The following is a 25,075-nucleotide window of genomic DNA, read 5'->3' as shown; positions in this document are numbered from 1 at the left end:
TTATAACTCGCGATCTCGTGCAGAAACAACCTCTGTCGGCGACAAACAACTTGTCTCATCGCCGTATTCTTAGGGAACCTTCATCAGCGTGAGCCCTCAAACGAACCAAAAACGCAGAAAGGAACCCAGCAATGCTCAACGAACTCTCGCCCAACGACACGTTCTGCGACTATTACCAGCAGTGGGTGGCCATGTATAAGGAAGGGGCCGTGCGCGATGTCACGCTCAGCAAGTACCGGCTCACCTGCGCCTGGCTGCAACGGCTCATCCCCTTGTTGACCCTCGCGGAGCTCAACCGCATCACCTACCAGAAGCTGTTGAACGACTACGCCGCGAGCCATGAGCGGCAGACGACTATGGATTTCCACCACCAACTGAAAGGCGCCGTCCTCGACGCCGTCGACGAGGGCCTCGTGGAGCGCGACCCAACGCGCAAGGCCATCATTAAGGGAAAGTCCCCGCGAGCCAAGAAGCAGAAGTACCTCAACCAGTTCGAGCTGCATCGTCTTCTGAACGACCTCGATTTGGGGCCCGAGGTCAGCTGGGACTGGCTCATTTTGCTCATTGCGAAAACGGGCCTGCGGTTTTCCGAGGCCATTGCGCTGACGCCCGACGATTTCGAGTTCAGCCGCCAGGTTGTTTCGGTCAACAAAACCTGGGACTACAAAACGGGAACGGGGTTCGTCCCCACCAAGAATCGCTCTTCCGTGCGCAAGGTGCAGCTCGATTGGCAGCTCGTCATTCAGTTCTCCGAGCTCACCAAAAGGCTTCCCCGCGATGAGCCGATTTTCGTGGAAGGAAAAGTCTACAACTCCACCGCGAACAGCGTGCTGGAACGCCACTGCAAGCGCGCCGGCGTCCCCGTCATCTCCGTGCACGGGCTGCGCCATACCCATGCATCGCTGCTCCTGTTCGCTGGCGTCTCCATCGCCAGCGTCGCCAAGCGTCTCGGACACGCCAGCATGAATACCACCCAGAAGACCTACCTGCACATCATCCAAGAGCTAGAGAACCAGGATGTCGACCTCGTGATGCGCTCAATCTCCAGCCTCATCTAGACCCCCGCACGCTCACGCTGATGAAGGGCGATGAGCGAGTCGAGCTTGGAGAAGAGCGTTCCGATGCGGGATTGCTCGCGCGCGTCCGGCAGCAGAATTCGAGTATCGTTGATCGCGCTCTTCGACAAACTGGGTAATCCGGTCGATTCATCTTTCGCTTTCCAATTGATTCGTAGAAAGCAGCTTAGTGCGAATTCGATATCTATTCCAATTTTCGGAATTGCATAAAACAGCGTGTCAACCGTCCAAAATGGCGCATAAAGCTTGTAGGGCTGATCGATCGTTCCTTTTCGCCCGATCCCGATGGCATCTTCGTTTTTTGAAAGAGCTTCGTTGACGTACGTCATCAAACCGCCTGTCCCGTAAACCGGAATCAAGCCTGGTTTCAAATGCTTGTAGTCTCTTCCACTGCGAACATCAACCACTTCCCCCAACCTACGCTGTTCCCAGTCATTAGCAGATGCCTGCTGAGATGATGCAAAAAGCTCAAATACGAAGAGGCCGCAGGAGATTCGCAACAACTTGGGAACAGCGTACGTTCGACGAGTTCGTTTACGCTTCCGGCTCGCGCAATGCGGACAATCTCGACCTCGAAAGCCATTCCGTTTCAAACACATCTGGCTTCGTGCCGCAGAGTGAACAATTTGAGAATGGCGGCACGATGGCAGAGGCTGACAAAACTGCTTACTGGATCGTTGAGCCGGGATCATTTGCCTACAATCCGGCGAGGATCAACGTTGGTTCCATCGGGTATCTCGCTACCAGGGAAAATGTCATTGTCAGCTCGCTTTACGAAGTGTTTCGATCTGATGAGACCTGCGACGATAGGTTTCTGTGGCACTGGCTCAAGTCGGCCCTCTTCGCCAAGCAGATTGAGGCGTTGCAGGAAGGCGGAGTGCGCCTCTACTTCTTCTTCGACAAGCTTTTGAAGAGCGAAATCACCATGCCCTCAATCAGAGAGCAGAGCATCATCGGAAGCCTTTTCGATTGGCTTGACTCGCTCATCGCCCTTCATCAGCGTGAGCGAGTCGAGGCGTGCCTATAGGTCGAAACCACCTTCTAAGACGAATCGCCTCAAAAGATTGTCGGCACGCATGCGCACTTTGAATGCGGGAATCGGAGCGCCTTCGAGAGCCGAGAAGTACTCGCGCGCACGAGCCGCATCCAGGCTGTCAATCAACTTGTCGAATCGACCGAACTCGTTGAGGCTTTCCTCATCCGCGCCTGCCACAAGCAGCTCTGACAGAATTGCCGCATCCACGCCGAGCAGGCTGCTCGCCCGCCCGATCTGGACATTCTTGGCATGACGCTGGTACTCCGTCACATAATCGCGGAACGTCTTACCCGGATCGACGTACACGTCTCCGCTCTGAACGTCGTGGATGAACAGGTTCGCGTACTTCTGCTCCTCCTGGCTCAGGCTGGCGAAGCTCTTGTGCAGCGCCGCCAGAGCCGCCTCGGTCGCCTCAGCCTCGGAGCCTTCCAAATCGAGCTGCTTGAGCCACTTGGTGAAGTTGGCATTCATGTAGTCGGTGTCGATCTTAGTGGTGTCTATCTCCATGAGATGCCCGCTGAGATCGTAGGGGATATCCGCTCCTCCCCTTTCACGGCCACCGCCTCCGGCAAGCTCTTTGTAGCGCTGCGCAAACGCCAGGTAATCTGTCTCATCGTAGGGAACGGCAATTACCTCGTACAATTCGCTACGCTCTGCACCACATTCGTCCTCGCAGGCTCCCACCGCGATCGCCTCTTCCACAACATCATCCCCCACGGGGAACTGGTACTCCGACTCGTCCCAGCGGAAGCCCTGCACCTTCGCCGCCTCGAGGAGCGCATTGAAGGACCGGAACAGCTGCGCGAATTTGTTGCGTGCCTCCGAGCTGTCCGGCAGCTTCGACAGATCGCCCGCGCCGTTGTCCTCGAACAAGCCGATCATATCTTCGAAGACCAAGTTCATGGCAAGCAGGTTCTCGCGCAGCTTGGGCACGAACAGGCCGAAGGGCTTGTCGCCGGAGTAGAGGCTGATGGCCTCCTCGATGTTCTTTCGCATAGTGTGCGGGCGCCGGTAGTAGCGAATGGTGCCGTGGGGCTTCTCCGACTCGTTGAACAAGCGGTTCGTTCGGCTGAACGCCTGGATGATCATCTCGTAGCGCAGCATCTTGTCCAGATACAGCGTGTTGATCCACTTCGAGTCGAAGCCCGTCAGCATCTGATCAACCACGATCAGGATGTTCACGCACTTCTCGGGCGTCTTCTCGATTCCCAGGTAGGGCCGCTTGTGCGCCAACCGGTTGGAGACATCGGTCTTGAACGCCGACCACGTCGGCAGCGCGAACTCCATGCCGAAACGCTCGTTGTAGTCGGCAATGACCTCCTCAAGTGCCTCCTCCTTGATAAGCGACCGGTCGATCTTCTCCTGCTCGTTGTCGATCGAAGGATCCACGAGCACCGTCGTCATCAATTCGGGCGCCGTCTCCTTGAACAGATGGTAGTAATCGAGCGCCTCGGGGATGGAATGGGTGGCGAAAATCGCGTGGAACTTGCCGAAGCGGCTCAAGGTGGGCCAGTGCTTCACGATGTCGGCCACCACCTGTCGCTGATGCTTGGTCACGTCGCGCTGATCGGCCGTGCCGTACTGGCTCTCCGGCACCAGGCTCTCAATGCCGTGGCAGCGGTTGCCCATCTCGTCGAGGAAGGGGGCCATGGGCATCTCGTCCATGATCTGATAGTACACGCGCTCGCGCCGCGGGTCGCCCATCACCTCTTCCATGGATTTCGCCTTGGCCTCATCCAGAGCCACGGCCTGGCGCAGATCGAACTCGGGGTAGGTGGCCACTGGGCACGTGTCGAAGCCGAGCACATTGCCGTCGCGGATGCCGTCGGCGATGCTATAGCGGTGCAACTCGTCGCCGAACACGTCGGTGGTGGTGCTCAGCTTCTTGCGGTTCTCCTCGTGAATGGGCGTGCCGGTGAAACCGAACATCAGCGCCCCAGGAAACACCCGCTTGATGGTCTCCATGTTCTTGCCGAACGTCGAGCGATGGCACTCGTCCACAATGAACACGATGCGCTTCTTGCGAATCGCCTCCAGGTCGCGGGCGCTCATGGCATCCTCGTCGATGTTGCCCATCTTCTGAATGGACGTGACGATGAGCGTATCGGAGGGATCGCTGCTCTTCAGCTTCGCCTTCAGCGCATCGGTGCTCTCCGTTTTCTGTACGGTCTCGGATTCGTTGGCGAAGGAGCGGTACTGCTCCAGCGACTGAGTACCCAGTTCGATGCGATCGACCAGGAACACCACCTTGTCGGCATCCTTGGAGTTGGCGATGAGCTGGGCGCACTTGAAGCTGGTCATGGTTTTGCCGCTGCCCGTGGTGTGCCAGACGAAGCCGCCTTTCAGGCCCTTGGTTCCCCACAGTTTGTCGCGGTCGATCACCGTCACGCGGTCGGAGATACGGCTGGCCGCATAGTACTGGTAGCTGCGCATCACCTTCAGCACGCCGTCGGAGCTGTCGGCCACCGTGTAGTAGCCGATGAGCTGATGGGCCATGGGTATGCTCAGCAGGTGCTTCACCACATCGCTCCACTGGTTGATGGGGTTGTTGTTGAAGTCGGCCCAATGGAATTGGAACTTCTCGTTGAAAGCGCCATCGGGACCCGGGTTGGCGAAGTACTTCGTCTCCTCGGGGTTCATGGCGACGAAGATCTGCACCAACGAGAACAGCCCTTCGAACACGCCCTCGGCGGCGTACTTGCGAATCTGACCGATGGCCTCAGATACCGGCACACCGCTCTTCTTCAGCTCGATATGGAACAGGGGCATGCCGTTGATGAGCAGCATGAGATCGCCCCGCCGGTCGTGGCCCAGCTTCGACTTCGAGGGGAACACCGGCTGTTGCGCGATCTGGTACCGGCTTTGCCCGCCAGCGATCTCGTCGCGATGGAATATCTTAAGGGCCACTTCCTTGCCGACATGCAGGTCGTCGTTGGCGTTGTCCCGCTTGATGATAATCTCTTTACCGTTGATCAGCTCGTTAATGGCCACCGGCGTGCGCTTCTCCCGGATCTTTTCGACGATCTGCTGCATCTCGGTAGGCGTCAGGGGCGCGCCGTTCAGGCAATCGCGATGCTTGTTGTTCTCGAAGAGGATGGCCGCCCAGTTGTCCAGCAGCTGCTGCTCGGTCGGATATTTCAACACTCCGCCCGCATCGTCCCAGCCGTAGGCCTTCAGCTTCTCGATAACCGCTTCCTCGAATGCCGCCTCTGTATCGAAAACCATGAGCTAATCCTCGTCATCCTCGGGCAGGTTCCCCGTCTCGTACTCTTCGAGTCCCTCGTAGCGATAGCTCGCGTCAATGCCCTTCATGAACACCTCGCGATCAGCGGCTTTGTCAGTCAATGCCGCATTGAGAAGAGCCTTGATCTCCCTATCTCGCACGGGACTGCGTTCCATGGCAAGCAGATAGTCCTCTTTGTCGACCTGGCTCCAGTCGATTACGACACCCAGCTCTTGGCGAAGCATGGCATCGAGCCAAATTCGCATACTTCGACCATTGCCTTCCCAAAAAGGATGCGCCACATTCATTTCAACGTACTTTTCGATGATCTCATCGAAGGTGCTTTGCGGCATGGCGCTAATGCTTTCAAGCGCAGCATCCAAATAGAGAGAAGGAGCGAACCGAAAGCTCCCCTTGGCGATATTGCCGGTTCTCACATCTCCTGCAAAGTCGTAAACATCGCAAAAGAGATGGGCGTGAATCGCTTGCAAGCCTGCAAAAGTTCCTATCTCGAAGGTGTCGAGCAGCCCTTCATCGAACAACTCCAATGCCCGCTGCTTCGACAGTCGTTCCTCTTGGCGAGAAAGCTCTACAGCGTTATGGATGCCCAGCTTGTTTTTTAGAGTCATGGCAGCTCCTAGACAAACATCTTTTCAAGTAACGCTTGCTTAAGGTTTTTAAGAATATCCAACTCACGCTGATGAAGGGCGATGAGCGAGTCGAGCTTGGCGAAGAGGCCTGCGATTTGCCGCTGCTCGTCGAGCGAGGGCAGCAGAAGACGCACGGTTTGATATTCCTCGAACGAAATATTGAGAAGCCCGTCCATTCTCGCGCCAGATGAGACGAGCGTCCTCAGTTGGTCTTCCACTTGACCGCCGTTTAATTCTAGCGACGTGAATGCGGGGCAGTCGCTGCGCAGCGAGAAGCAGTGATACACGAACGGGATGCGCGCCTCATCAGCCAAAAGGTTGAAACAGGATCCAAATGGTCGCAGCTTGGACGCGCCATGATTGTAGGCCAACTCGCCCCTTCGTAGAACAATGTACTTCTGCAGACTTTCTCCCGCATTGTCGGTCGAATACCTTTCACTCTGCTCGATGAACCCCGATTCGGCGGTGATCATCATGACCGGGGCCTCGGAGAGCGGATTGCGGCGAGTCACTTCGTCGCATATTTCCCCCAACCTACGCTGTTCCCAAGGGTCGCTGAATCCTTCGAAGCGGAGGGCGGGGACGAGGGCGTTTTCGGACTTACGCTGCTCTTCCATGTTACTCACCGCCCAAAAGCTTACGCAGTTCCGCGATGCCGAGCATGTCGAACTCGTCACCCACAAGCTGGCCGAGCATTGCATCCAGCTCTCTTTCGGCTTCGCTGATCTGCTCTGCCACATCGGCATAGGTGTCTTTGTATTTCTCTTCCAGCGCGTTCACTTTCTTGATAAGACCCTCAATAGACACTTGCGGCAGCGCGTTCAGATCATCCGTGAGGGGCTCCACCCATTTGGCCTCGAGCAGCTCGTACACCTGCTCGTCGGTCAGCGCCTCAATGGTCTCGTGGGTCTTCTCTTCGAGGGCCGACTCCTGAGCTTTGGCATCCTTCTTCAAGCTCTTTAGCTTCTTCTGGAGGGCCGCGAGCTCATTCCGCTTCGCCGCGATTTCCTCCTCGGTCAAATCGCACGAATCGTCGGCATCGCCCTCTTCGGCGTCCTCGCAGGGCAGCTCCTCTTGCAAGCTCTCGCACTCGCCATTCAAGTGGCTCATCTCATCCTGCAAATCACGCAACTGCTCGGCTTCCACACTCAAGAGCGCGTCTTGTACAAGAGAGAACGGCAGGATATGGCCCTTCCATCCGTCCTGCACCTCAACGTCTTTGCCGCTCTTCTTCTTGATGACGTATTCCGGATCGACCTTCCTCGCAGCGTCGAAACCTTCCGTTTGCAGCATTTCCAAATCGGCGGCAATAACGCCCCAAGCATCATCAAGCGCCTGATAAGCGTCATATTTATCAACCAGAGTAAACGGTTCCACGAGCTTGAACACCTCATCGGCCACCGCAGCCTCCGCGCTCGGTGCGTCCACCCGCTGCCAGTTGCCGATGAGCGTCGCCACGAGCTGACGGCGCAACCCAGAGAACTCTGCGTGGTAGCGGGCAACGTAGCCTTCGACCGCCTCATTCCCCTGAATTGCATCGGCTACGTCCTCGCACGCCATCCGAGCGCAATGGCCATTGTTGGCCGTAAACAGCGCCTCACGAAGGCCGGGAAGCGCCTCCCAATACTTGCTTAGGGCGTCAATTTCCTGAACCGGAATGCCACCGAACATCGACGCATACAAGTCCCACGTTTCCGTAGGCTCAGAGGAATCCACGTAGCGCGGGATATTCAAGTTGTAATCGTTGGCGCGTATCTCGTCCTTTCCCACAAGGCGCGAGTAGCCCTCGATCGTCCGACGAGCCGTAACCGTATCGACAATGCGGCGGATATCCGAGGAGCGCAGCTGGTTATTCTTCCCGACTTTCTCGAAGTCCTTGGAAGCGTCGATGATGAGCACGTCGCTCTCGTCGCGCTTTTGGCGCAGCACCATGATGATGGTGGGGATGCCCGTTCCGAAGAAAATATTAGCAGGAAGACCGATGATGGCGGCAATCTTGTCGTTCTCGATGAGGTTGCGGCGAATCGTTCCCTCTTCTCCCCCTCGGAACAGGACGCCATGGGGCAAGACGATGCACATGATACCCGAGGGTTTCAGATGATACAGGTCATGCAGCAGAAACGCGTAGTCCGCCTTCGAGCGAGGGGCGATGCCATAGGCGAATCGGATGTCGTTCTCCTTGCCCTCCGGCTCCCACCGCTGCGAGTAGGGCGGATTGGAAACCACCGCGTCCACGTAGAGCGAGTCGTAGGTGCCCGATGGATCCGAATCGTCGAAGTAGGGCCAGTCTTCTTCCAAAGTATCGCCGTTGCGCACCGTAATGTTAGACGGCTTGATGCCCCGCATGACGAGGTTCATGCGCGTGAGGTTGTAGGTGGACTGATTGAGCTCCTGGGCGTAGTAGGCGATGCCGTCCGCATCCCCCATGCGACGCTTCACCGCATCGCCGATGGTGATGAGCAGCGAACCAGAGCCGCTCGTGGGGTCGTAGATACGAATCGTGTCCTGGCTCCGCAAATGATGAGCGACGATATCCGCCATGAGCACCGACACCTCGTGGGGTGTATAGAATTCGCCAGCTTTCTTGCCGGCGTTAGAGGCGAACTTCGAGATGAGATCCTCGTAGATGTAGCCCAGCACATCGTAATCTTGGTGCGTGCTCATGGGGATGGTCTGAATGAGATGGACGAGATCGCGCACGGCTTTCGTCTGCGACCCTGTATTGTCGCCGAGCTTGCTCAGTCCCGTCTGTAGCGTGATGAAGATGCCGTCGAACACGTTTTTGTAAAGGGGGCTCACAAGGCGGCTGAAGGCCGAGAGTGCCTCGTACACCTGCGACACAGCGAAATCATTGCCGGCTTGGATCCAAGTGGAGAACAGGTTCTGATAGGAGATGAAATAGCCCAGATGATTCTGAGCATAGCCTACGGTCTCCTCGTCCTCTTCCACCAGCTGCTCCATATCAGACGCCGTCATACCCTCGCCCAGGAAGAACTGCTCCTCCTTCTCGGAGAGGTACTTGTAGAAGATGAAGCCCAGAATGAAATCCTTGTACTCGCTCGCATCCACCTTGCCCCGCATGCGGTTGGCCGATTCCCAGATTTTCGCGGCGAGCTGTTGCTTGTTCATTCCGTTCCCTTTCGAATGGTGCACAGATCATTTCATTATAGCTAACGCTTTTATCACAGCGTTAGCATCAGTCGGAGCAACGCATCTGGAAGCGGCGCGGTTATACCGACATTTATACCGACATTTATACCGACATTTATACCGACATTTATACCGACACGATCAGCATTCAATGAGATTCTCTCAAGCAATGCACGGCTTGTATGTTCCGAAACGCAAAAGAGGGGCGAGGCAATGCCGCGCCCCTCATGCAGTCGCGCCCCTCCGCGCCGCTACAGGATCATGTTGCGGGCGATCTCCAGGGCCTCATCGATGCCGTCGGGGTTCTTGCCGCCGGCCTGGGCCATGGTGGGCTTGCCGCCGCCACCGCCCTGGATGGCCGGGCCCATGGCCTTGATGATGGCCCCGGCGTTGAAGCCCGCCGCTACCGCCTCATCGGTGCCGGCGGCCATGAGCACGGGCTTGCCGTCGTTCACACCGGCCACCACCATGGCGCCGGGCGCGTCCATGCGGCTGCGCACGACGTCCCACATATTGCGCATCTGGCCGCCGTCGCGAACCTCGGTGCGCGCGATGATGACGGGGTACCCCGCCGGCGCCAGCTGAACCTGGGAGAGCAGCGTCGAGAACATGTCGTCGCTCACCATGTCCTTGGCGCGCTTGGCCTTGGTGCGCATCTCCTTCAGGGCCTTCTGGTCGGCCGCCACGCGCTCGGACACGTCGAAGGGCGGCACGCGCAGCGTGGCCGCGGCCTCCTTCAGCTCGGCTTCCACCTTGTTCACGTAGGCGAGCGCGCCGTAGCTCGTCACGGCCTCGATGCGGCGCACGTTGGCGCCCACCGACGACTCGCTCGTGATCTTCAAAAAGCCGATCTCGGCGGTGTTGTTCACATGGCAGCCGCCGCACAGCTCGCGGGAGAGGTCGCCCGCCTCCACCACGCGCACGACCTCGCCGTACTTCTCGCCGAACAAGCCCGTGACCCCGGCGGCGCGGGCCTCTTCCAGCGACGTCTCGTAAATGGTGGTGGGCGTGGCGCTCATGATGTGCTCGTTGGCCTCGCGCTCCACCTCGGCCAGCTGCTCGGGCGTGCACGCCTCGAAGTGGGTGAAGTCGAAGCGCAGGCGGTCGGGGCCCACGTAGGAGCCGGCCTGCTTCACGTGGTCACCGAGCACGCGACGCAGCGCGGCGTGCAGGATGTGGGTGGCGGTGTGGTTGCGCTCGATGGCGGCGCGGCGGTTCGCATCCACGCGAGCCACAACGGTATCGCCCTCGGCGAGCCCCGCCTCCTCGGCGCGCACCGCGTGCACGAACAGGCCCTTCTCGGGAGCCTTCGTGTCCAGCACGTAAAGGCGTCCCTCGCCGTTCTCGATGACGCCGGTGTCCCCCACTTCTCCGCCCATCTCGGCGTAGAAGGGCGTGGCGGCCAGCACCACCTCGCCGGTCTGCCCCGGCGCCAGGGTGCCCACGCGCTCGCCATCGACGACGACGGCCAGCACGCGCGTCTCGGCGGCGGTGGCGTCGTAGCCGATGAACTCCGTGGGGCCGAGCTCGTTCAAAAGATCGCTGTAGATGCCGCCGTAGGTGGACCAGGCGGCCTCGGCGTCCTTTGCACCGGCGGCGCGGGCACGCTCGCGCTGGGCCTCCATGGCGGCCTCGAAGGCCTCCATGTCCACTTTCACGCCGCGGCCTTCCGCGATCTCCTGGGTCACTTCCACAGGGAAGCCGTAGGTGTCGTGCAGGGTGAAGGCCTCCTCGCCGGAGAGCACGTCGCCCTCAAGCTTGCCGAGGGCCTCCTCCAGGTAGGCCTGGCCCTGGCGCAGCGTGGCGCCGAAGCGGTCCTCCTCGGCCATGATGAGGCCGCGCTCCAGCTCGCGGTTCTCCACGATCTCGGGGTACACATCTCCCATGAGCCGCACGATCTCGTCCACGTACTCGTTGAGGAAGTGCCCCTCGATGCCGATGAGCTGGGCCTTCATGATGGCGCGGCGCAGCAGACGGCGCAGCACGTAGCCGCGGCCCTCGTTGCCCGGCAGGATGCCGTCGGCGATCATGAAGGTGACCGAGCGGGAGTGATCGGCGATGATGCGCAGAGCCAGATCGGTTTCAGCATCCTCGCCGTAGGTCACGCCGGCCAGACGCTCGCCCACGGCCACCAGGCTGCGCAGCACGTCGGTCTCGTAGTTGGACTGCACGCCCTGCATGATGGCGGCCATGCGCTCGAGTCCCATGCCCGTGTCGATGTTCTTCTTGGGAAGGGGCGCCAAGGTGCCGTCCTCCTGGCCGTCGTACTGGGTGAACACGCAGTTCCAGTACTCCAGGAAACGGTCGCAGTCGCAGCCCGGCGCGCAGTCGGGGCTGCCGCAGCCGAACTCCGGGCCCTGGTCGTAGTAGATCTCCGAGCAGGGGCCGCAGGGACCGGTGGGGCCGGCGCGCCAGAAGTTGTCGTCCTCGCCGAGGCGCGAGATGTGGTCCTCGGGCACGCCCAGGTTCTTCCAAATCTCAATGGTCTCGTCGTCGTCCTCGAACACGGTGAAGTACAAGCGCTCCGGCGGCAGCCCCAGCACGTTCACGGAGAAATCGTAGGCCCAGGCGCACATCTCTTCTTTGAAGTACGCGCCGAAGGAGAAGTTGCCGAGCATCTCGAAGAAGCTCAGATGACGGCCCGTGGTGCCGATGATGTCGATGTCGTTGGTGCGCACGCACTTCTGCACGGAGGTGGTGCCGATATAGGGCGCCTCCAGCTGCTTCTGCTGCAGGAAGTAGGGCTTGAACTGCACCATGCCGGCGCTCGTCAGAAGAAGCGACGGATCGTCGGGAATGAGCGAGGAGGAGGGCACGAGCTTGCAGCCCTTCTCCTGGAAGTAGTTCAGGTACTTCTCGCGAATCTCAGCGGTGGTCATGTAACGCATAGGTGTTCTATCCGTCCTTTACGGTCAACGAAAACAGTTGCAGCAGATTATAGCGCTCCTTGCGCGCTACTTTTTGGAAGACGACGTGTCATCATGGGAATGGCGCGCCGTCACCTTCCCATGGGCCTGCGAGCGCAGCTTCGGCAACTTGCGGCCGAACAGCGTCGCGTCGTCCAGCTTGATGGGCTTCATGGAGCCGGTGGTGACGCCCGGTGACGTGGCGTCCGACAGCGGGTTCACTTCCTCGTTGTCCGACGGCACGCCCTTGAAGAACACGCCGTCCTCGGCCACCAGGTGCCGGCCGGTCTTTTTCTCGAAGTAGTAGACGAACACCGATTTGGCCACGGCCACCAGCGGGATGGAGGCGAGCATGCCCACGAGCGACCCCATAAGACCGCTCATGGCGCCGCCGAGGGCCGAGCCCACCATCAACGCGATAAGGGTGAGAGCCGGGTGGATGTCCACCGAGTTCGCCATGATCTTCGGCGAGACGAAGGTGTAGACGAGCTGCTGGATGACCACGGTCCCGGCCAGGGCGATAAGGGCCACCAGCGGGCTCACGAAGACGGCCGCGATGGCCGCGAGCGCACCTCCCAGCCACGGGCCGATGATGGGGATGATGTTCATCACGCCGGTGATGAGGCCGAGCACGGCCGCGTTGGGCACGCCGACGATCTGGAACAGGATGCCGCAGCCCACGCCGATGACGGCGCACTGCAGAAGCGTTCCCTTGATGTAGCCGCCCATGACGCGGGTGAAGGTGGCGTGGAAGAACTCGGCGTCCTCGGCGTGCTTGGGGCCGATGAGCCGGCGCGTCTCGCGGCCCATGGCCGGCAGCTCCATGAGGATCCAGAAGGCGATGACGAGCGCGAACCCTAAGGCCATAAGGCCGTTGGCCAGCGTCGTGGAGAAGGCCACGATGCCGTTGGCGCTGCCCTGAGCGATGGAGGAGGCCCAGGATGCGGCCGACTTCTGCACCTCGCTGATGACGTTCTTCACCGTTTCGTCCTCGAGCATCGGGGCGTAGCGGGCGTACAGGTCGTTGCCCCAGGCGATGACCGCATCAACATAATGGGGCAGGTTGCTGACCAAGTCGTTGAACTGGGCGTTCAGGCCGAACATAGGCGAGAACAGAAGGAAGCCGATAAGGGCGAGCACGAGCGCCATGATAACATAGGCGATCGTGGTGCCCAAACCGCGGTTGATATGGCGCTTCTCCAGCCCGTTCACAATGCCGCGCAGGCAGAAGACGATGATGACAGTCCAGATGAGAATGGCCACGGGCACCGACAGGATGTTCAGCAGGTAGACGATCGCCGCCAGAAGCAGGATGGCCGCCACCACGGCCCACAGGTCGAAGAAGCGCGTGCGGGCGCGGGCCTGCTTGGTGCGCGAGATGGCGTTGGCGGCAGCGGTGGCCGTGGCGGCCGCGCTGCGCGGGTTGTTGACGGAAGCGGGCGCGTCGGCTCCTCCCTGCGATTGAGACGCGTCGGTGCTCATGGGAATCTCCTCAGGTGCAAGCTACTGAACGGTGTAGGGGCTGTTCCCCACGGGGGCCGGCTCGGCCTGAGCCGCGGCGGCGTTGGGAGAGACGGTCGGCGAGGCAGCGGCTGCGGGGTCGGCAGGGGCCGTCGCGGCCGGCGCGGCCGGCGCGTCGGTGTCGATGTCGGCGTTGGCGTTGGCCACGGCCGCATCGGCGATGGTGCCGGCGGTGCCGGAGAGCTGGTCTTCGAAGTCGTGGGCACGTTCTTGGCTGGCTGCGTTGGCGGCCTTGACAGCGGCGCGGCGGTCTTTGCCCTCGGCGACGACGGCGCGGGCGGCATCCCCCATGGCCGAGACGGCGGCGGCAACGGTCGCCCCGCGCTCGGGCGCGCGGCCGGCCTTCGCGGCGGCGCTGGCGTCGGCAGCGGCTCCCAAGCTCACGGACTCATCGGAGGCGTAGCGCGGCTTGAACTTGCTGCGCAACTTGCCCGTGAGCGAGTTCACCAAATCGATCGGAGCGCTCGTCACGGTATCGACGGCACCGGCGGCCTTCGAGACGGAATCGGTGATCTGGGTCACATCTTCCAGAATCTGGTCGACGCGCATGAGTTCCAAATTCGCCGCGTCCACCGTGAGCGACAGACGCTCCACCAGCGGATCGACGCGGCCCACGGCGGGCTTGGCCTCCTCGGCGATCTCGTTCACGCGGGTAAGCAGCGGGTCGATCTGATCGGTCACCAGGGCATCCACATGGGCGATGAGGGGATCGACCTGGGCGGTGATCTTCTCCACGTTCTTCAGCGTGGGGGTGAGCTCCTTATGGGCGTCGTCGATGGTCGAGCGCGTCGAGCGGATGGTGAGCGCCAATTCCACGACGAACCATACGAGCACCGCGCCGACGAGCACGTAGATGACGGGCAGCGCGATGTCCACGATCCCTGCGAAATCCATGATGAGCCTCCTTATAATTCCGAAGACCTGACTATACCATTACTGGAGTCATTCTAATTAAGTTGCGCAGGGCCTCCACGGAACGCGTCCGCATAGTAGCCATTCCGTAAACGGAAGTTGACATCGTGTCACACGCGAGCGGCATCGCCAGCGGCACCCGCGCTGGGGCGCCCTCGCCGGCACGTCGCCCCAACACGATGCCTGGCTCGCTGCGCGGCGCCCGCAACGCGGCGGGCGCAACACGCCGAGCCGCGACTCAACTCCCCTGGCGGTCGCGGGCGGCGGCGTCGGTGCGGTAAGCCTCCCAGCCGCGCTCGCCGGGTTGGTAGAAGCAGCCGCGCTCAAGGCCCTCGGGCAGATAGCGCTGATCGACCCAGCCGGCCGGGTAGCTGTGGGGGTACTTGTACTCGCCGTAGTTTTCCGAGCCGGGGCGATGACGATCGCGCAGGTAGTCGGGCACCTTGCGCACCGGGCCGTTGCGCACTTCGCGCAGCGCCGCATCGATCGCGGCCTCGGCGCTGTTGGACTTCGGCGCCAGCGCCAAGTAAATGGCGGCCTGGGCCAAGTTGATGCGGCACTCCGGGTAACCGATGACCTCGGCAGCCCGGAAGGCGGCCTCGGCCACAAGCAGGGCCTGGGGGTCGGCGTTCCCGATATCCTCCGAGGCAGCGATGTACATGCGGCGGGCGATGAACTTCGGATCCTCTCCCCCGTCGATCATGCGGGCGAGCCAGTACACGGCGGCATCCGGATCGCTGCCCCGCATGCTCTTGATGAACGCGGAGATGATGTCGTAGTGCATGTCCTTGTTCTTGTCGTAGGGCAGCGCGCGGTGGGGCGTGGCGGCCCGCACCATGGCCTCGGTGATGGAAACGGGGGCCTCCTTCGTGCCCGGCGCCACCATACCAGCGGCCAACTCCAACGTTGTGAGCGCCCCGCGGCCGTCGCCGCCGGCCAGAGTGACGATGGCAGAAGTGGCCTCATCTTCCAGAGCATAGCAGCCGGCAAGCCCCCGATCGTCGGCCACGGCACGGCCCACCAACTCGGCGATCTCATCATCGGCGAGCGAATGCAGCTCCACGATGCGCGAGCGCGAGATGAGGGCGGAGTTCACTTCGAAAAACGGGTTCTCCGTGGTGGCGCCCACAAGCACCACAAGGCGATCTTCCACCGCGTGCAGAAGCGCGTCCTGCTGGCTGCGATTGAACCGGTGAATCTCGTCGACGAACAGGATGGTGCGCAGGCCTCCCATGACGAGCCGCTTCTCCGCCGCATCGATTTCCCGGCGCAAGTCGGACACGGTGCCCCCGATGGCTGATACCTCCACGAAGGTGGCGCGGGTCGACTCCGCAATGACATGGGCGAGCGAGGTCTTGCCCGTGCCCGCCGGCCCGAAGAGGATGACCGAGCTTAAGGCGTCGTTCTCGATGGCCGCGCGCAGCCAGCTGCCCTCGCCCACAGCCTCCGCCTGCCCGACCACCTCGTCGAGCGTGCGCGGCCGCATGCGCACCGCCAGCGGCGCCACGTCCCGCTTCCGATCATTTTCCATAGCAGTAAACAAAGTATCCATAGCCCGTAATGGTACCACGGAGCCCATCAAAATAATAGAACAAATGTTTTTGGTCGTTCGTCCGATAAAAGAACGCTAGCGATGGCCCGAAGGGCCGAGCCCGCAACCGTGAACCCACTCAGAGGTGCGCCCAAGGAAGCCAGCGAGCGGCGGCGAGGCGCCTCAGATTGCCCCGCCTTCGGGTCAAGCGGCCTTCGTGCCGCGCAGCACCCGAAACAAGGGGCAAGATGGGGCGCATCGCCGCCGCGCAGCGTCGACAGGGCGTAATTGCGATGCAATTACGCCCGCAAAAAGAAGCGGCCCGGCGGAGGGGGCCGCCGGGCCAGAAGGAGGGGGGATGCGACTCTCGCGGAGCCGCTTTCTGCTTTAAAGAGACAAAGCAGGCAAGTGATCGGAGGGGGTTGTCTCACTTGCTGACGTCAGTATAACAGCCACCCTTGAATTCCCTATGATGCACCCATGGTGAACTTGTGGATTCATAGGCTCATCGTTAAGTAATTCTTCACATTTTAGAAGAAACCTCATCAGCGGTAACACCTATCCCTGCCGGCGGGCGAACAGCACGTTGTTCGTCTCGAGCCAGCTCTCCACGGTGCCCGTGTCGAAGCCGTCGGCCGGATCCACCACAAGCGCGTACATTTCCTCCTCGGCAAGCACCGCGTCCAGCGCGTCGGTGAGCTGAATCTCGCCGCCCACCCCCGGCTCCGCATCGGCCAGCAGTTCCATCACGCGGGGCGAGAGCAGGTAGCGGCCGAACACCGCCAGATTCGACGGCGCATCCTCTAGCGCCGGCTTTTCCACCAGCGAGTCCACCTTCCACACATCCTCGGCTACCGGGGCCCCGGCGATGACGCCGAAGCGGCTCACCTGGTCATCGGGCACGGGCATGACCGCGATGACGCTGGCGCCGCCATGGGCGTCGGAAACCGCCTTCATGGCCGGCAGCATCTCATTGCCCGGCACGAGCACGTCGCCGAGCAGCACGTAGAACGCCTCGTCGCCGGTCTTGGCCGCCGCACAGCGCACGGCATGCCCCAACCCCAGCGCCTCCTCCTGATACACGTAGCTGACCGGCAGGTTGCCGACATATTCCACCGCATCGGCATAGGCGTCCTTGCCGCGCTCGCGCAGAAGCGCCACCAGCTCCGGGTTCGGCGTAAAGTGGTCCTCAATGGCCTTCTTCTCGCGGCTGTTGACGATCACGACCTCATCAGCGCCGGAAGCCAGACCCTCTTCCACCACATACTGGATGGCCGGGCGATCCACTACCAGCAGCATTTCTTTGGGCTGGGCCTTGGTAGCCGGCAGAAAGCGGGTACCGAGCCCCGCCGCGGGAATGAGTGCCTTCATCGAGCGCCTTTCTCTTCGTTGTTCGCGTGCCGCCCATGATACTACAGATGACGCGCGCGTCGCCTCTCTCCTTCGTCGAGTTCGCTATACTGTCCCCCATGAGTAAAACGGACGCACATAGCCTCGACCCCATTCCCGACGAGCAATTCCTGGAGGCGCACGACGCCGCCGAGGGCAAACCGGCCGGCGTGCGCTTTTTGGCCTTCAACACCGTCATCGACATCGAGGCCTACGGCGAGACGGCAGCATGTCAGGCGGCCTTCGAAGAGGCCCGGGCGCTCTGCCGCCGCTATGAGCGCCTGTTCAGCCGCACGCTTCCCCACTCCGACATCGCACGCATCAACAGCGCGCACGGCCAGCCCGTGGCCATCGACCCTTTGACCTACGACCTGCTCGAGAGGGCGCTTTCCTACTGCGCGGAAAGCGAGGGCGCCTTCGACATTACCGTAGGCCCGGCGGTGCGCCTGTGGAATTTTCACGAGGGCACGGTGCCCGATGATGGTGCACTCGCCGAGGCGGTGCGCCACGTCGACTGGCACGCGCTCAGATTGTGGAAGACGCCGGCAGCCACAGCGGCCGAGAGCGACGCCGATGCCGCAACCGAGGCGGTGCCCGGGTTCGAGGCAGCGCCCGAACCCAAGGCCTGCTTCGCGCAGCTGGCCGACCCCGATGCCGCCGTGGACGCCGGCGGCATCGCCAAAGGATGGATCGCCGATGCGCTCGTGGCGGCCATGGAGGCCCACGGACTCTCGGGCACCATCGTGAACCTCGGCGGCAACGTGGCCGTGAGCGGCACCAAGCCCACAGGCGACCCCTGGCGCGTGGGCATCCGCGATCCGCGCGACCCCTCCCAGCTCATCGGCGCCGTGCCCCTGGTTGTGGGGTCGGCTGTCACGAGTGGCGTCTACGAGCGCTGTTTCACCGCACCCGACGGCACCTTCTACCACCACATCCTCGATCCGCGCACGGGACGCCCCGTCGAAACCGACGTGGCCGGCGTCACCGTCATCTGCGAGAAATCCATCGACGCGGAGGGCTTCTCTACCACCCTGCTCGCCCTCGGCCTCGAACGCGGACTCGCCCTCGCCCGTCGACACCCCGAAATTCTGCAGGCCTTTTTCATCGCCCCCGACGGCACTATCACCAACGCCCGCTGAGCGAGCTATGAAGTCTTTGTATCGGGGAGAAATCGTCGCCTCCTCGAACCGTCGGAGAACGCTAGACTAATCGTTGCATCAATGAACTAACTTTCCGACAGCCGAAAGGGCGCAATGGCCGAGGTCGCGAACAAATTCAACCTGGACTCCACGTACTTCGTGGCCTTCGAAATGGCCCATGAGGCCCTGCGCCGCGGGTTGGAGCAGGCGAGCGACCTGAACATCACCCAGTACCGCATTTTAACGAAGCTGATGCAGGCCTCGGCGCCCGTAAGCCAGGGGGAGCTCGGAAAGATTCTAGGCATGAAGCCCAATGTGGTGACCCAGGCCGTCGACGCCCTCGTCGCCCATGGGTACGCGACCCGCGAGGCTGGCACGACCGATGGCCGCACGCGGTTCCTCGCCGTCACCGACGACGGCGCCGAGCACGTCGCTGCCGTCAACCAGTCCCTGGTAGAGAGCTTGTACGCCACCTTCCCAACCCAAGATCCCACGTATCGCACCATTCTGGAAGCGGCGGTTGCCGCCGCAGCCCACATCGAACCCCCACTGCACGCTGGGCGCGCTCAACGTTTCCCTGCCACGCGCTCGCTCGTATCCATCGAGCTCATCCGCGCCGAGACAGAGCGCACCCTGCGCGATGCCACGGGCGCGTCGCTCAACGAGTGCCGCATCGTCCAACGCCTCGGCGAGACGGATCATCCCGAACGCGTCGGAACCCTGGCAGAGCAGCTGATGATGTCGCCGGTGAACGCGGCGCGCGCCGTGGATCGCCTCGTGGGCCGCGGCTGGGCCAAGCGCCTGAAGTCGCCTCACGACAAGAAGGCCGTGTACGTGGCCCTCACCGACGAGGGCGTTTACCAGGGATTTCTCATCAGCGCCACCGTGAACGAGCTGGCTGCCACCAAGCTGTGGGTGCGCCTGACTCCCGAGCAGAGGGACGCCATCGAGCGCGTGGGCCATGTGGTGGTGGCCGACCTGAACGCTCAGCGGCAAGCAAAGGAGCAGGCCGCCTACGACCTGCTCCGGGAAATCTAGGCGAGGCTCATCTTGTCCGCATAGACCTTCGCACCGAAGAGCATGGCCACATTTGCCACGACATCCGCCGCGAACCAGCCGCCCAGCGCCGGCAGGCTGATGCTCGCCGCGTTCAGGGCCGAGAACGTGCCGACCGTGAGCGCTGCGACGACGGCGCCGCACAACGCCACCGCCGCGATGAGCGAAAGCTCCAGGCTGTGCCCTGTGTGCCAGCGAGCCACGCAGGCGCACACCACCATGGAGGCCGCCCCCAGAAGCGTGCCGAGGAAAGCCGCGAACCCGATGACGCCGACGACGATGATCGGCAGCCCCGGCAGCTTCGAGGACATGGATCCCACCTGCACCGCCGACAGGATGCCGAGCACCACCACGACCAGACACGCCAGCGCCACGAGCGCCGTCGCCCAGCCCCAGAGAAACGCCGTCAGCGGGCGCGGGCGCACCGCGGGAGCGCCCGCATCGCCCTGCGCCCGCGAGGCCAGCGCGCCGTAGAGCACCGCGCCGGCCGTCGACACGCAAAGCGCGAGGCCAGCCGCGAACAGGAAGGCCACGAAGGCCGAGCCCGTGAGGATAGAGCAGATCACATCGAGCACCGGCACGCCCGAGGCCGAGATGTAGTCGAAGGCGAGCACGCCGGTGCCCCCGGCCACCGCAAGCCCGATGCGTCCCAGCAGCGCAATCACGAGCGCCATGGCATACAGCGCGAGAAACGGCCGCGCCATCGCTTTCATATCTTTCATAACGAACTCCTATCCGTACGCGCGCTCGCGCCCTTACGCCTGGCCGCCGTTGATCTCGTTCTCCACCGCAGAGGTGCCGCACAGATACCCGCCGCAGAAGGCGAGCCCCACGTCCCCCATGAGCGATCCCAGAATCGGGTCGCCGATGTAGCTGTTCTCGCCGCAAGCGCCCCCGGCGGTGTGCCAGCCGGCGTACAGGCCGGGGATCACGCGGCCGTCTGTGCCCACCACCTGCATCTGGTCGTTGATGAGCAGCCCCGCCTTCGTGCCGTACAGGTTGCCGCCGATGCGGCAGCCGTAGAAGGGCGGCTCCACGATTGGGTGCAGCCACTCGGCGGGCATGGGGTACAGAAAGTCGTCCTCGCCGCGCTCGCAGGCGTCGTTCCACTTCGCCACGGCCTCGGTGAGCACGCCCTCGGCGAGGCCCAAATCGCGCTCGAGCTCCTCCAGACTGTCGCGGCGCTTCAGCACGTCGGCGTCGATGGCGTCCTGCACGCCGTGGTGCCAGTCGCGGTAGTGCTCCGGCACCTTCTCGATCTGCTCCAGGTCGGGGGTCAGCAGCTTGCGGCAGTGCTCCTGGGCGAATCCCGCCAGGTGATCCTCGTAGTTCGCGTCGAAGATGATGTAGGAGCGGTGGCCCGGCGGCGTCATCTGGATGGTGGCCAAATCGCCCAAGGCGTAGATGGCGTTGGCGCCGTCCTCGGCCACACGGGAGTCCATGTAGCGCAGGCGGTTGCCGCAGCGGTCGATAGTCAGCCACGGCTGGCGCGAGAGCTGGGTCATGCCGTCGTAGAGGAACCGCGCCCAGGTGCCGCCCTCGGCCTGCCAGTCGACCCCGCCGTCGAAGGAGGCGGAGCTGTTGAACCCGGACACGTCGGCACCCACGCCCAGCCCCATGCGGAAGCACTCGCCGCGCTCCCCGGCCGTCAAGTAGCTGGAGGCGCAGCCCATGGCCGCCGTGGGGATGTACTTGTCCAAGAGCGCCTTGTTGTTGCAGAAGCCGCCCGCCGTGAGGATGACGGCGCGGTCGGCGCGGATGTAGCGCTCGGTCTCGTAGTCCTCGTTCACCACGACGCCCACGATGCGTCCGTCGTCGTCCTGCACGAGGGCCACAGCGGGGCTTTGGAAGTGGAAATCGACGCCGTGGGCGTAGCCGTAGTTGTACATGGCGTCGGTGGCGTCCTTCATCTTCAGCACGTGGTGGTCCAGCGTCGAGCGCTTCGGGGCCACGTACACCGGCACCTCGCCCAGACGCCAGTGCACGCCGCAGTCGGCCATCCAGTCCAGCGACTTGCCGCCCTCGCAGGCGAGCCGGTAGATGAGCTTCGGGTCGGCCGCGTAGTGGTACTCGTCCATGGCCCAATCGGTCAGCGCTTTGGGGTCGAAGGGATAGCTCGGGAAGGCGAACTTCTTCTCCTCCTGGCCCGAGTAGCCACCCAAAATGCCGCACATGCCGGCCTCCTGGGCGTTGCCGCCGGGAAGCCCCATGGCCTCCACGCAGATGACGTCGGCGCCCAGCTGAACCGCGCGGGCCGCCGCGTTCAGGCCACCGCCGCCGGCGCCCACCACGCAGATGTCGCACTCGTAGTCCCAGTTGGCAGGCACGGCCCGGGGAGGGATGGGCGTGGCGTCGTCGGCGGGGAACGAACTGGCGTTGTGCTCGCGGTAGGTGCCGTCGGCGGCGGTGGCGTTGGTAGCGGCGGAAGGCTCGGCGGTCACGGCCGCGGAGCCGTCGGCGGCCCAGTTGCCGCTGCGCACCTCGGCGGCCACGGCCGGCTCGGCGGCGGCAAGGCCCAGCATGGCAGCCCCGGCGGCGGCCACGGCCGAGCCGGTCAGGAAGTCGCGGCGGGAAAGGGCGCCAGCGCCCGTGGTGTTCTCGGCCATGGCTAGGCCTCCTTTCCAGTTAGGGCAGCGGTGGCGTCGGCATCGCTCGCTGCGGCGGCATCTCCGCCGCTCTGCGTCGCCGCGCCGCCAGCCGTCTCGGCGCCGGCGGCAATCTCCGCCTGGGCGAGCGCGTCGGCCACGGCCTGCTTCACCCCGGCGGTCGTAATGGTGGCCCCGGCGATGGCGTCGATATCGGCACTCTGGGCCGCCTCTATCATCTCGGCGTACCGCCCGTCGCGGATGGCCTCGTAGCCGCCGCGGCTCTGGCTCTCCCCTTCTTGGGTCGTTTCCAGGCAGGTGATGCGCCCGTCATCCAGAAGCAGCGTCACCGTGATGGCGCCCTCCATGCCGCGCCCGTGCCCGACATACACCCCGTCGGCGTAGTCGCCTTGGGCCCGCGCCCCCGCATCGGCCGCAACCTCGGCTGCCCAGGGATCGTCGGTGCGCAGGGCCAGCTGCTCGGCCGAGGCGGCGTCCTTCGACCCGGATCCCTCGAAGGACGCCCCGCAACCGGAAAGCCCCAGGGCGAGGGCGGCCGCGCTGCAGGCGATGGCCGTCGTTGTTCGCTTCATGTTCCCTCCTATCATTCGACTGTGCGTTCCAATTATTTCTTCGTGAAAGTTTTCTTTTTCTTTCTTCAATGAACTTTATTTTGGGAATCTTAGCAGTATTTCCCCCGTTTATCAATGCTTTATTGACTCATTTACCAATTTCGTCAATTATTACCAACTTGCAAAATTATGGATATTGACTGAAGAGTTCTACACAGGTATGGTACTTCCCAGCATCAATTTGATGCCCCGCGCAGCCGGTGCGAGTGGGTCAGCGAGGCCTCTTGTGCTCCACCCGCGGCGGGCTTCGCGGCAAGGAAGGCACCGATCCTTAAAGGAGGGATCACCATGTTATTCGACGTGTACGGCCCGAACGCCGGCTTCCAATGGCTCGGCCTGGCGATGGTGCTCATCGCGCTCATTCTGCTGAACGAGTTCGCCCGCCGCACCAAGGCCGGCGGCATCTTCATGTTCTTCGGCGTCTGCGGCGCCATGACCGTCTACTGCCTGGCCGTGGAGATCGGTGCGGCGTCCGGTGCCGAGTGGGCCGTGAACAACCCCACCCACACCGATATGAACAGCTGGTTCCACTACGCCAAGGTGTACGCCGCCACCGCCGGCTGCATCGGCTTCATGATGCTGAAGTACTCCTGGGGCAAGATCGGCCGCTCGCATTGGTTCAAGGCCTTCCCCTTCGTCATCGTGGCCATCAACATCCTCATCGCCGTGGTGAGCGATTTCGAGAGCGCCTTCCGCGCCTTCGGCACCACGTGGGTTTCCACCGAGGGCGTCACCCTGTACGGCGGTTGGCACAACGTGTTCAACGGCATCGCCGGCCTGCTTAATATCGCCTGCATGACCGGCTGGTTCGGCATCTATATCTCCAAAAAGCGCCAGGACATGCTGTGGCCCGACATGACCTGGGTGTTCATCATCGCCTACGACCTGTGGAACTTCTGCTATACCTACAACTGCCTGCCCACCCATTCCTGGTACTGCGGCATTGCCCTGCTGCTCGCGCCGACCATCGCCGGCCTCATCTGGAACAAGGGCGGCTGGATTCAGAACCGCGCCTTCACGCTTTCTATCTGGTGCATGTTCTGCCAGATGGTGCCGATGTTCGTGAACGACTCCGTCTTCGCCGTGCAGTCGGTGAACAACCCGGACGTGAACCTGGGCGTGTCCATCGTCGCGCTGGTGGCCAACATCGCCGCGCTGGCCTACATCGTCTACCGCGCCAAGAAGCTCGGCGTGAACCCGTACAAGCAGGAAGTGTTCGTGGGAACCAAGGACTTCCAGAAGGCCATGGAGCGCCGCGCCGACACCGCCTACCTGCTTGAGACCGAGCCCGCGAGCGCCACGGCCGCCGAGATCGCCGAGATGGTGGCCTACAACGAGCTGCCCGCGACCGGCACCCCTGGCTACGTCTACGTCGCCGTGGAGAAGGACGAGCAGTAGCCCGCTGCGCGACTAAGCGAGCGTTCGGCTAAGCGGCTGGCCGAACAAACCAGTACGGAAGCGAGCGAGCCGGCCGAACAAACCAACACCAACGCAAGTGCTCGCGTAAGCCCATTCTGCAGTGTCCCGCAACAGGGGGATCCGCAATCGCGCGGATCCCCCTCTTTTTTCGTTTTCGCGAAGCAAATGCCAGTTGAGGGCAGAAATGGCCAATGCCTCAGTCGAAAAATGCCAGTTGAAGGCAGAAATGGTAAGATAATCGTCCTTTTTCGAGCCGCCCTCTTACCATTTCGCCCATCAACTGGCATCTTCAGCGACTTTTCGCAAATCGTACACCCCCCCTGCCTACAAATGACGCAAGTTAACGCGGTAGCTGCGCAGGCGCTCCTCGCCGATGTCGGAGATGACGGCATCGAGGGCTGCGAGAATCTCCTCGCGTCGCTCAGGCAGCCGACCGCGCAGCATCACCGGATTGGACGCCCCCAGCATGGCGAACTCCACGGGAATCTGCAGCTGGGCGACCAGTTCCTTCACCTCCTCATATTTCTCCACCTCGGTCGCCTCATGCCATCGTCCAGCTTCGATCTCTCGGTACAGCGCCGAGCTACGGTAAGCAGCTCAGAGAACTGGTGGCTGACGACTTTCTTGCGCGTACCGACTTCGGCGAGGTGCCGCCACGCGTGGAATACACCCTCACTCCCCAAGGCGAGAGCTTCGTGCCCATCCTCCTCGCCATGAAGCAGTGGGGCGAAAAGGAGCTGGGGCTTTAAGGCAGCCTATTCGAATTTCTCGAGTAGGCTGCTCTTTCCCAGTTGTTCGAATTTCTCGAACAGTTGCGTGGCCTTTCTCCAACAAGTCATAACTTCTAAAA

General features: G+C 62.3%; 20 protein-coding genes. 6 read left to right on the top strand and 14 right to left on the bottom strand.

Features of this window, described 5'->3' with window-relative positions:
* Positions 1-131 precede the first annotated feature (131 nt).
* A complete protein-coding gene (locus tag ACW4LP_RS01335) occupies positions 132-1,058 on the top strand; it encodes a site-specific integrase (protein ID WP_455803393.1) in 927 nt (308 codons plus the stop codon).
* On the opposite strand, the gene ACW4LP_RS01330 is transcribed toward ACW4LP_RS01335, so the two are convergent.
* Complete coding sequence (locus ACW4LP_RS01330) at positions 1,055-1,576, bottom strand: restriction endonuclease subunit S (protein ID WP_455803408.1); 522 nt, start codon at positions 1,574-1,576, stop codon at positions 1,055-1,057. The genes ACW4LP_RS01335 and ACW4LP_RS01330 overlap by 4 nt on opposite strands.
* Here ACW4LP_RS01330 and ACW4LP_RS01325 point away from each other — a divergent pair.
* A complete protein-coding gene (locus ACW4LP_RS01325; protein ID WP_455803392.1) occupies positions 1,519-2,103 on the top strand; it encodes a restriction endonuclease subunit S in 585 nt (194 codons plus the stop codon). The genes ACW4LP_RS01330 and ACW4LP_RS01325 overlap by 58 nt on opposite strands.
* On the opposite strand, the gene ACW4LP_RS01320 is transcribed toward ACW4LP_RS01325, so the two are convergent.
* From ACW4LP_RS01320 to ACW4LP_RS01280, 9 genes are all read right to left on the bottom strand, one after another.
* On the bottom strand, positions 2,098-5,337 hold the full coding sequence (locus ACW4LP_RS01320) for a type I restriction endonuclease subunit R, EcoR124 family (RefSeq protein ID WP_161127503.1): 3,240 nt from the start codon (positions 5,335-5,337) through the stop codon (positions 2,098-2,100). The genes ACW4LP_RS01325 and ACW4LP_RS01320 overlap by 6 nt on opposite strands.
* A 3-nt stretch (positions 5,338-5,340) precedes the next feature.
* Positions 5,341-5,964, bottom strand: coding sequence for a protein adenylyltransferase Fic (gene fic / locus ACW4LP_RS01315; RefSeq protein ID WP_114540314.1), 624 nt, complete (start codon positions 5,962-5,964; stop codon positions 5,341-5,343).
* Positions 5,965-5,972: 8 nt separating this feature from the next.
* Complete coding sequence (locus ACW4LP_RS01310) at positions 5,973-6,602, bottom strand: hypothetical protein (RefSeq protein ID WP_455803391.1); 630 nt, start codon at positions 6,600-6,602, stop codon at positions 5,973-5,975.
* Position 6,603: 1 nt separating this feature from the next.
* Positions 6,604-9,114 (bottom strand): type I restriction-modification system subunit M, encoded by a 2,511-nt coding sequence (locus tag ACW4LP_RS01305; protein WP_455803390.1) that lies wholly within the window; start codon positions 9,112-9,114, stop codon positions 6,604-6,606.
* 272 nt (positions 9,115-9,386) lie between these two features.
* The gene (gene alaS, locus ACW4LP_RS01300; RefSeq protein WP_161127506.1) at positions 9,387-12,023 is read right to left on the bottom strand and encodes an alanine--tRNA ligase; all 2,637 of its coding nucleotides are present in this window, start codon (positions 12,021-12,023) and stop codon (positions 9,387-9,389) included.
* 66 nt (positions 12,024-12,089) lie between these two features.
* Complete coding sequence (locus ACW4LP_RS01295) at positions 12,090-13,523, bottom strand: AI-2E family transporter (RefSeq protein ID WP_455803389.1); 1,434 nt, start codon at positions 13,521-13,523, stop codon at positions 12,090-12,092.
* Between the two features lie 21 nt (positions 13,524-13,544).
* A complete protein-coding gene (locus ACW4LP_RS01290) occupies positions 13,545-14,456 on the bottom strand; it encodes a DUF948 domain-containing protein (protein ID WP_161127508.1) in 912 nt (303 codons plus the stop codon).
* A 256-nt stretch (positions 14,457-14,712) separates the two neighbouring features.
* Positions 14,713-16,026 (bottom strand): replication-associated recombination protein A, encoded by a 1,314-nt coding sequence (locus ACW4LP_RS01285; protein ID WP_302223807.1) that lies wholly within the window; start codon positions 16,024-16,026, stop codon positions 14,713-14,715.
* Between the two features lie 537 nt (positions 16,027-16,563).
* Positions 16,564-17,376 carry a UTP--glucose-1-phosphate uridylyltransferase gene (locus ACW4LP_RS01280; RefSeq protein WP_302223805.1) on the bottom strand — a complete coding sequence of 271 codons (813 nt, stop codon included), beginning with the start codon at positions 17,374-17,376 and terminating at the stop codon, positions 16,564-16,566.
* 98 nt (positions 17,377-17,474) lie between these two features.
* Between ACW4LP_RS01280 and ACW4LP_RS01275 the strand changes: the two genes are divergently transcribed.
* Both ACW4LP_RS01275 and ACW4LP_RS01270 read left to right on the top strand, forming a co-directional pair.
* Positions 17,475-18,533: an FAD:protein FMN transferase gene (locus ACW4LP_RS01275; protein WP_302223803.1), complete on the top strand. Its 1,059-nt coding sequence runs from the start codon at positions 17,475-17,477 to the stop codon at positions 18,531-18,533.
* Between the two features lie 114 nt (positions 18,534-18,647).
* Entirely contained in the window at positions 18,648-19,571 is a 924-nt protein-coding gene (locus ACW4LP_RS01270) for a MarR family winged helix-turn-helix transcriptional regulator (RefSeq protein ID WP_114549209.1), read from the top strand.
* Here the strand turns inward: ACW4LP_RS01270 and ACW4LP_RS01265 are convergent.
* The 3 genes from ACW4LP_RS01265 to ACW4LP_RS01255 are packed head-to-tail and all read right to left on the bottom strand — an operon-like array spanning position 19,568 to position 22,767.
* Complete coding sequence (locus tag ACW4LP_RS01265; RefSeq protein ID WP_231699500.1) at positions 19,568-20,311, bottom strand: hypothetical protein; 744 nt, start codon at positions 20,309-20,311, stop codon at positions 19,568-19,570. The two genes, ACW4LP_RS01270 and ACW4LP_RS01265, sit on opposite strands and share 4 nt — an antisense overlap.
* 33 nt (positions 20,312-20,344) lie before the next feature.
* Positions 20,345-22,195: an FAD-dependent oxidoreductase gene (locus tag ACW4LP_RS01260; protein ID WP_173113917.1), complete on the bottom strand. Its 1,851-nt coding sequence runs from the start codon at positions 22,193-22,195 to the stop codon at positions 20,345-20,347.
* Between the two features lie 2 nt (positions 22,196-22,197).
* Complete coding sequence (locus ACW4LP_RS01255; protein ID WP_022739423.1) at positions 22,198-22,767, bottom strand: FMN-binding protein; 570 nt, start codon at positions 22,765-22,767, stop codon at positions 22,198-22,200.
* A gap of 327 nt (positions 22,768-23,094) precedes the next feature.
* Between ACW4LP_RS01255 and ACW4LP_RS01250 the strand changes: the two genes are divergently transcribed.
* Positions 23,095-24,204 (top strand): DUF5692 family protein, encoded by a 1,110-nt coding sequence (locus ACW4LP_RS01250; RefSeq protein ID WP_223900428.1) that lies wholly within the window; start codon positions 23,095-23,097, stop codon positions 24,202-24,204.
* A 345-nt stretch (positions 24,205-24,549) separates the two neighbouring features.
* Here ACW4LP_RS01250 and ACW4LP_RS01245 read toward each other — a convergent pair whose 3' ends face one another.
* On the bottom strand, positions 24,550-24,756 hold the full coding sequence (locus ACW4LP_RS01245; protein WP_022739421.1) for a hypothetical protein: 207 nt from the start codon (positions 24,754-24,756) through the stop codon (positions 24,550-24,552).
* On the opposite strand from ACW4LP_RS01245, the gene ACW4LP_RS01240 reads away from it, so the two are divergent.
* The gene (locus ACW4LP_RS01240; RefSeq protein WP_161127533.1) at positions 24,747-24,974 is read left to right on the top strand and encodes a winged helix-turn-helix transcriptional regulator; all 228 of its coding nucleotides are present in this window, start codon (positions 24,747-24,749) and stop codon (positions 24,972-24,974) included. The two genes, ACW4LP_RS01245 and ACW4LP_RS01240, sit on opposite strands and share 10 nt — an antisense overlap.
* Positions 24,975-25,075: the final 101 nt, after the last annotated feature.

This window comes from Adlercreutzia sp. CNCM I-6215, from assembly GCF_977072315.1.
The sequence above is the reverse complement of the archived record's forward strand: the minus strand, read 5'-3'. Positions and strand labels throughout refer to the sequence as shown.

Coding starts and splice junctions, on each gene's coding strand:
- ACW4LP_RS01335 (WP_455803393.1), top strand. CDS start 132: ATGCTCAACGAACTCTCGCCCAACGACACGTTCTGCGACTATTACCAG.
- ACW4LP_RS01325 (WP_455803392.1), top strand. CDS start 1,519: ATGCCTGCTGAGATGATGCAAAAAGCTCAAATACGAAGAGGCCGCAGG.
- ACW4LP_RS01320 (WP_161127503.1), bottom strand. CDS start 5,337: ATGGTTTTCGATACAGAGGCGGCATTCGAGGAAGCGGTTATCGAGAAG.
- fic (WP_114540314.1), bottom strand. CDS start 5,964: ATGACTCTAAAAAACAAGCTGGGCATCCATAACGCTGTAGAGCTTTCT.
- ACW4LP_RS01310 (WP_455803391.1), bottom strand. CDS start 6,602: ATGGAAGAGCAGCGTAAGTCCGAAAACGCCCTCGTCCCCGCCCTCCGC.
- ACW4LP_RS01305 (WP_455803390.1), bottom strand. CDS start 9,114: ATGAACAAGCAACAGCTCGCCGCGAAAATCTGGGAATCGGCCAACCGC.
- alaS (WP_161127506.1), bottom strand. CDS start 12,023: ATGCGTTACATGACCACCGCTGAGATTCGCGAGAAGTACCTGAACTAC.
- ACW4LP_RS01295 (WP_455803389.1), bottom strand. CDS start 13,523: ATGAGCACCGACGCGTCTCAATCGCAGGGAGGAGCCGACGCGCCCGCT.
- ACW4LP_RS01290 (WP_161127508.1), bottom strand. CDS start 14,456: ATGGATTTCGCAGGGATCGTGGACATCGCGCTGCCCGTCATCTACGTG.
- ACW4LP_RS01285 (WP_302223807.1), bottom strand. CDS start 16,026: ATGGATACTTTGTTTACTGCTATGGAAAATGATCGGAAGCGGGACGTG.
- ACW4LP_RS01280 (WP_302223805.1), bottom strand. CDS start 17,376: ATGAAGGCACTCATTCCCGCGGCGGGGCTCGGTACCCGCTTTCTGCCG.
- ACW4LP_RS01275 (WP_302223803.1), top strand. CDS start 17,475: ATGAGTAAAACGGACGCACATAGCCTCGACCCCATTCCCGACGAGCAA.
- ACW4LP_RS01270 (WP_114549209.1), top strand. CDS start 18,648: ATGGCCGAGGTCGCGAACAAATTCAACCTGGACTCCACGTACTTCGTG.
- ACW4LP_RS01265 (WP_231699500.1), bottom strand. CDS start 20,311: ATGAAAGATATGAAAGCGATGGCGCGGCCGTTTCTCGCGCTGTATGCC.
- ACW4LP_RS01260 (WP_173113917.1), bottom strand. CDS start 22,195: ATGGCCGAGAACACCACGGGCGCTGGCGCCCTTTCCCGCCGCGACTTC.
- ACW4LP_RS01255 (WP_022739423.1), bottom strand. CDS start 22,767: ATGAAGCGAACAACGACGGCCATCGCCTGCAGCGCGGCCGCCCTCGCC.
- ACW4LP_RS01250 (WP_223900428.1), top strand. CDS start 23,095: ATGTTATTCGACGTGTACGGCCCGAACGCCGGCTTCCAATGGCTCGGC.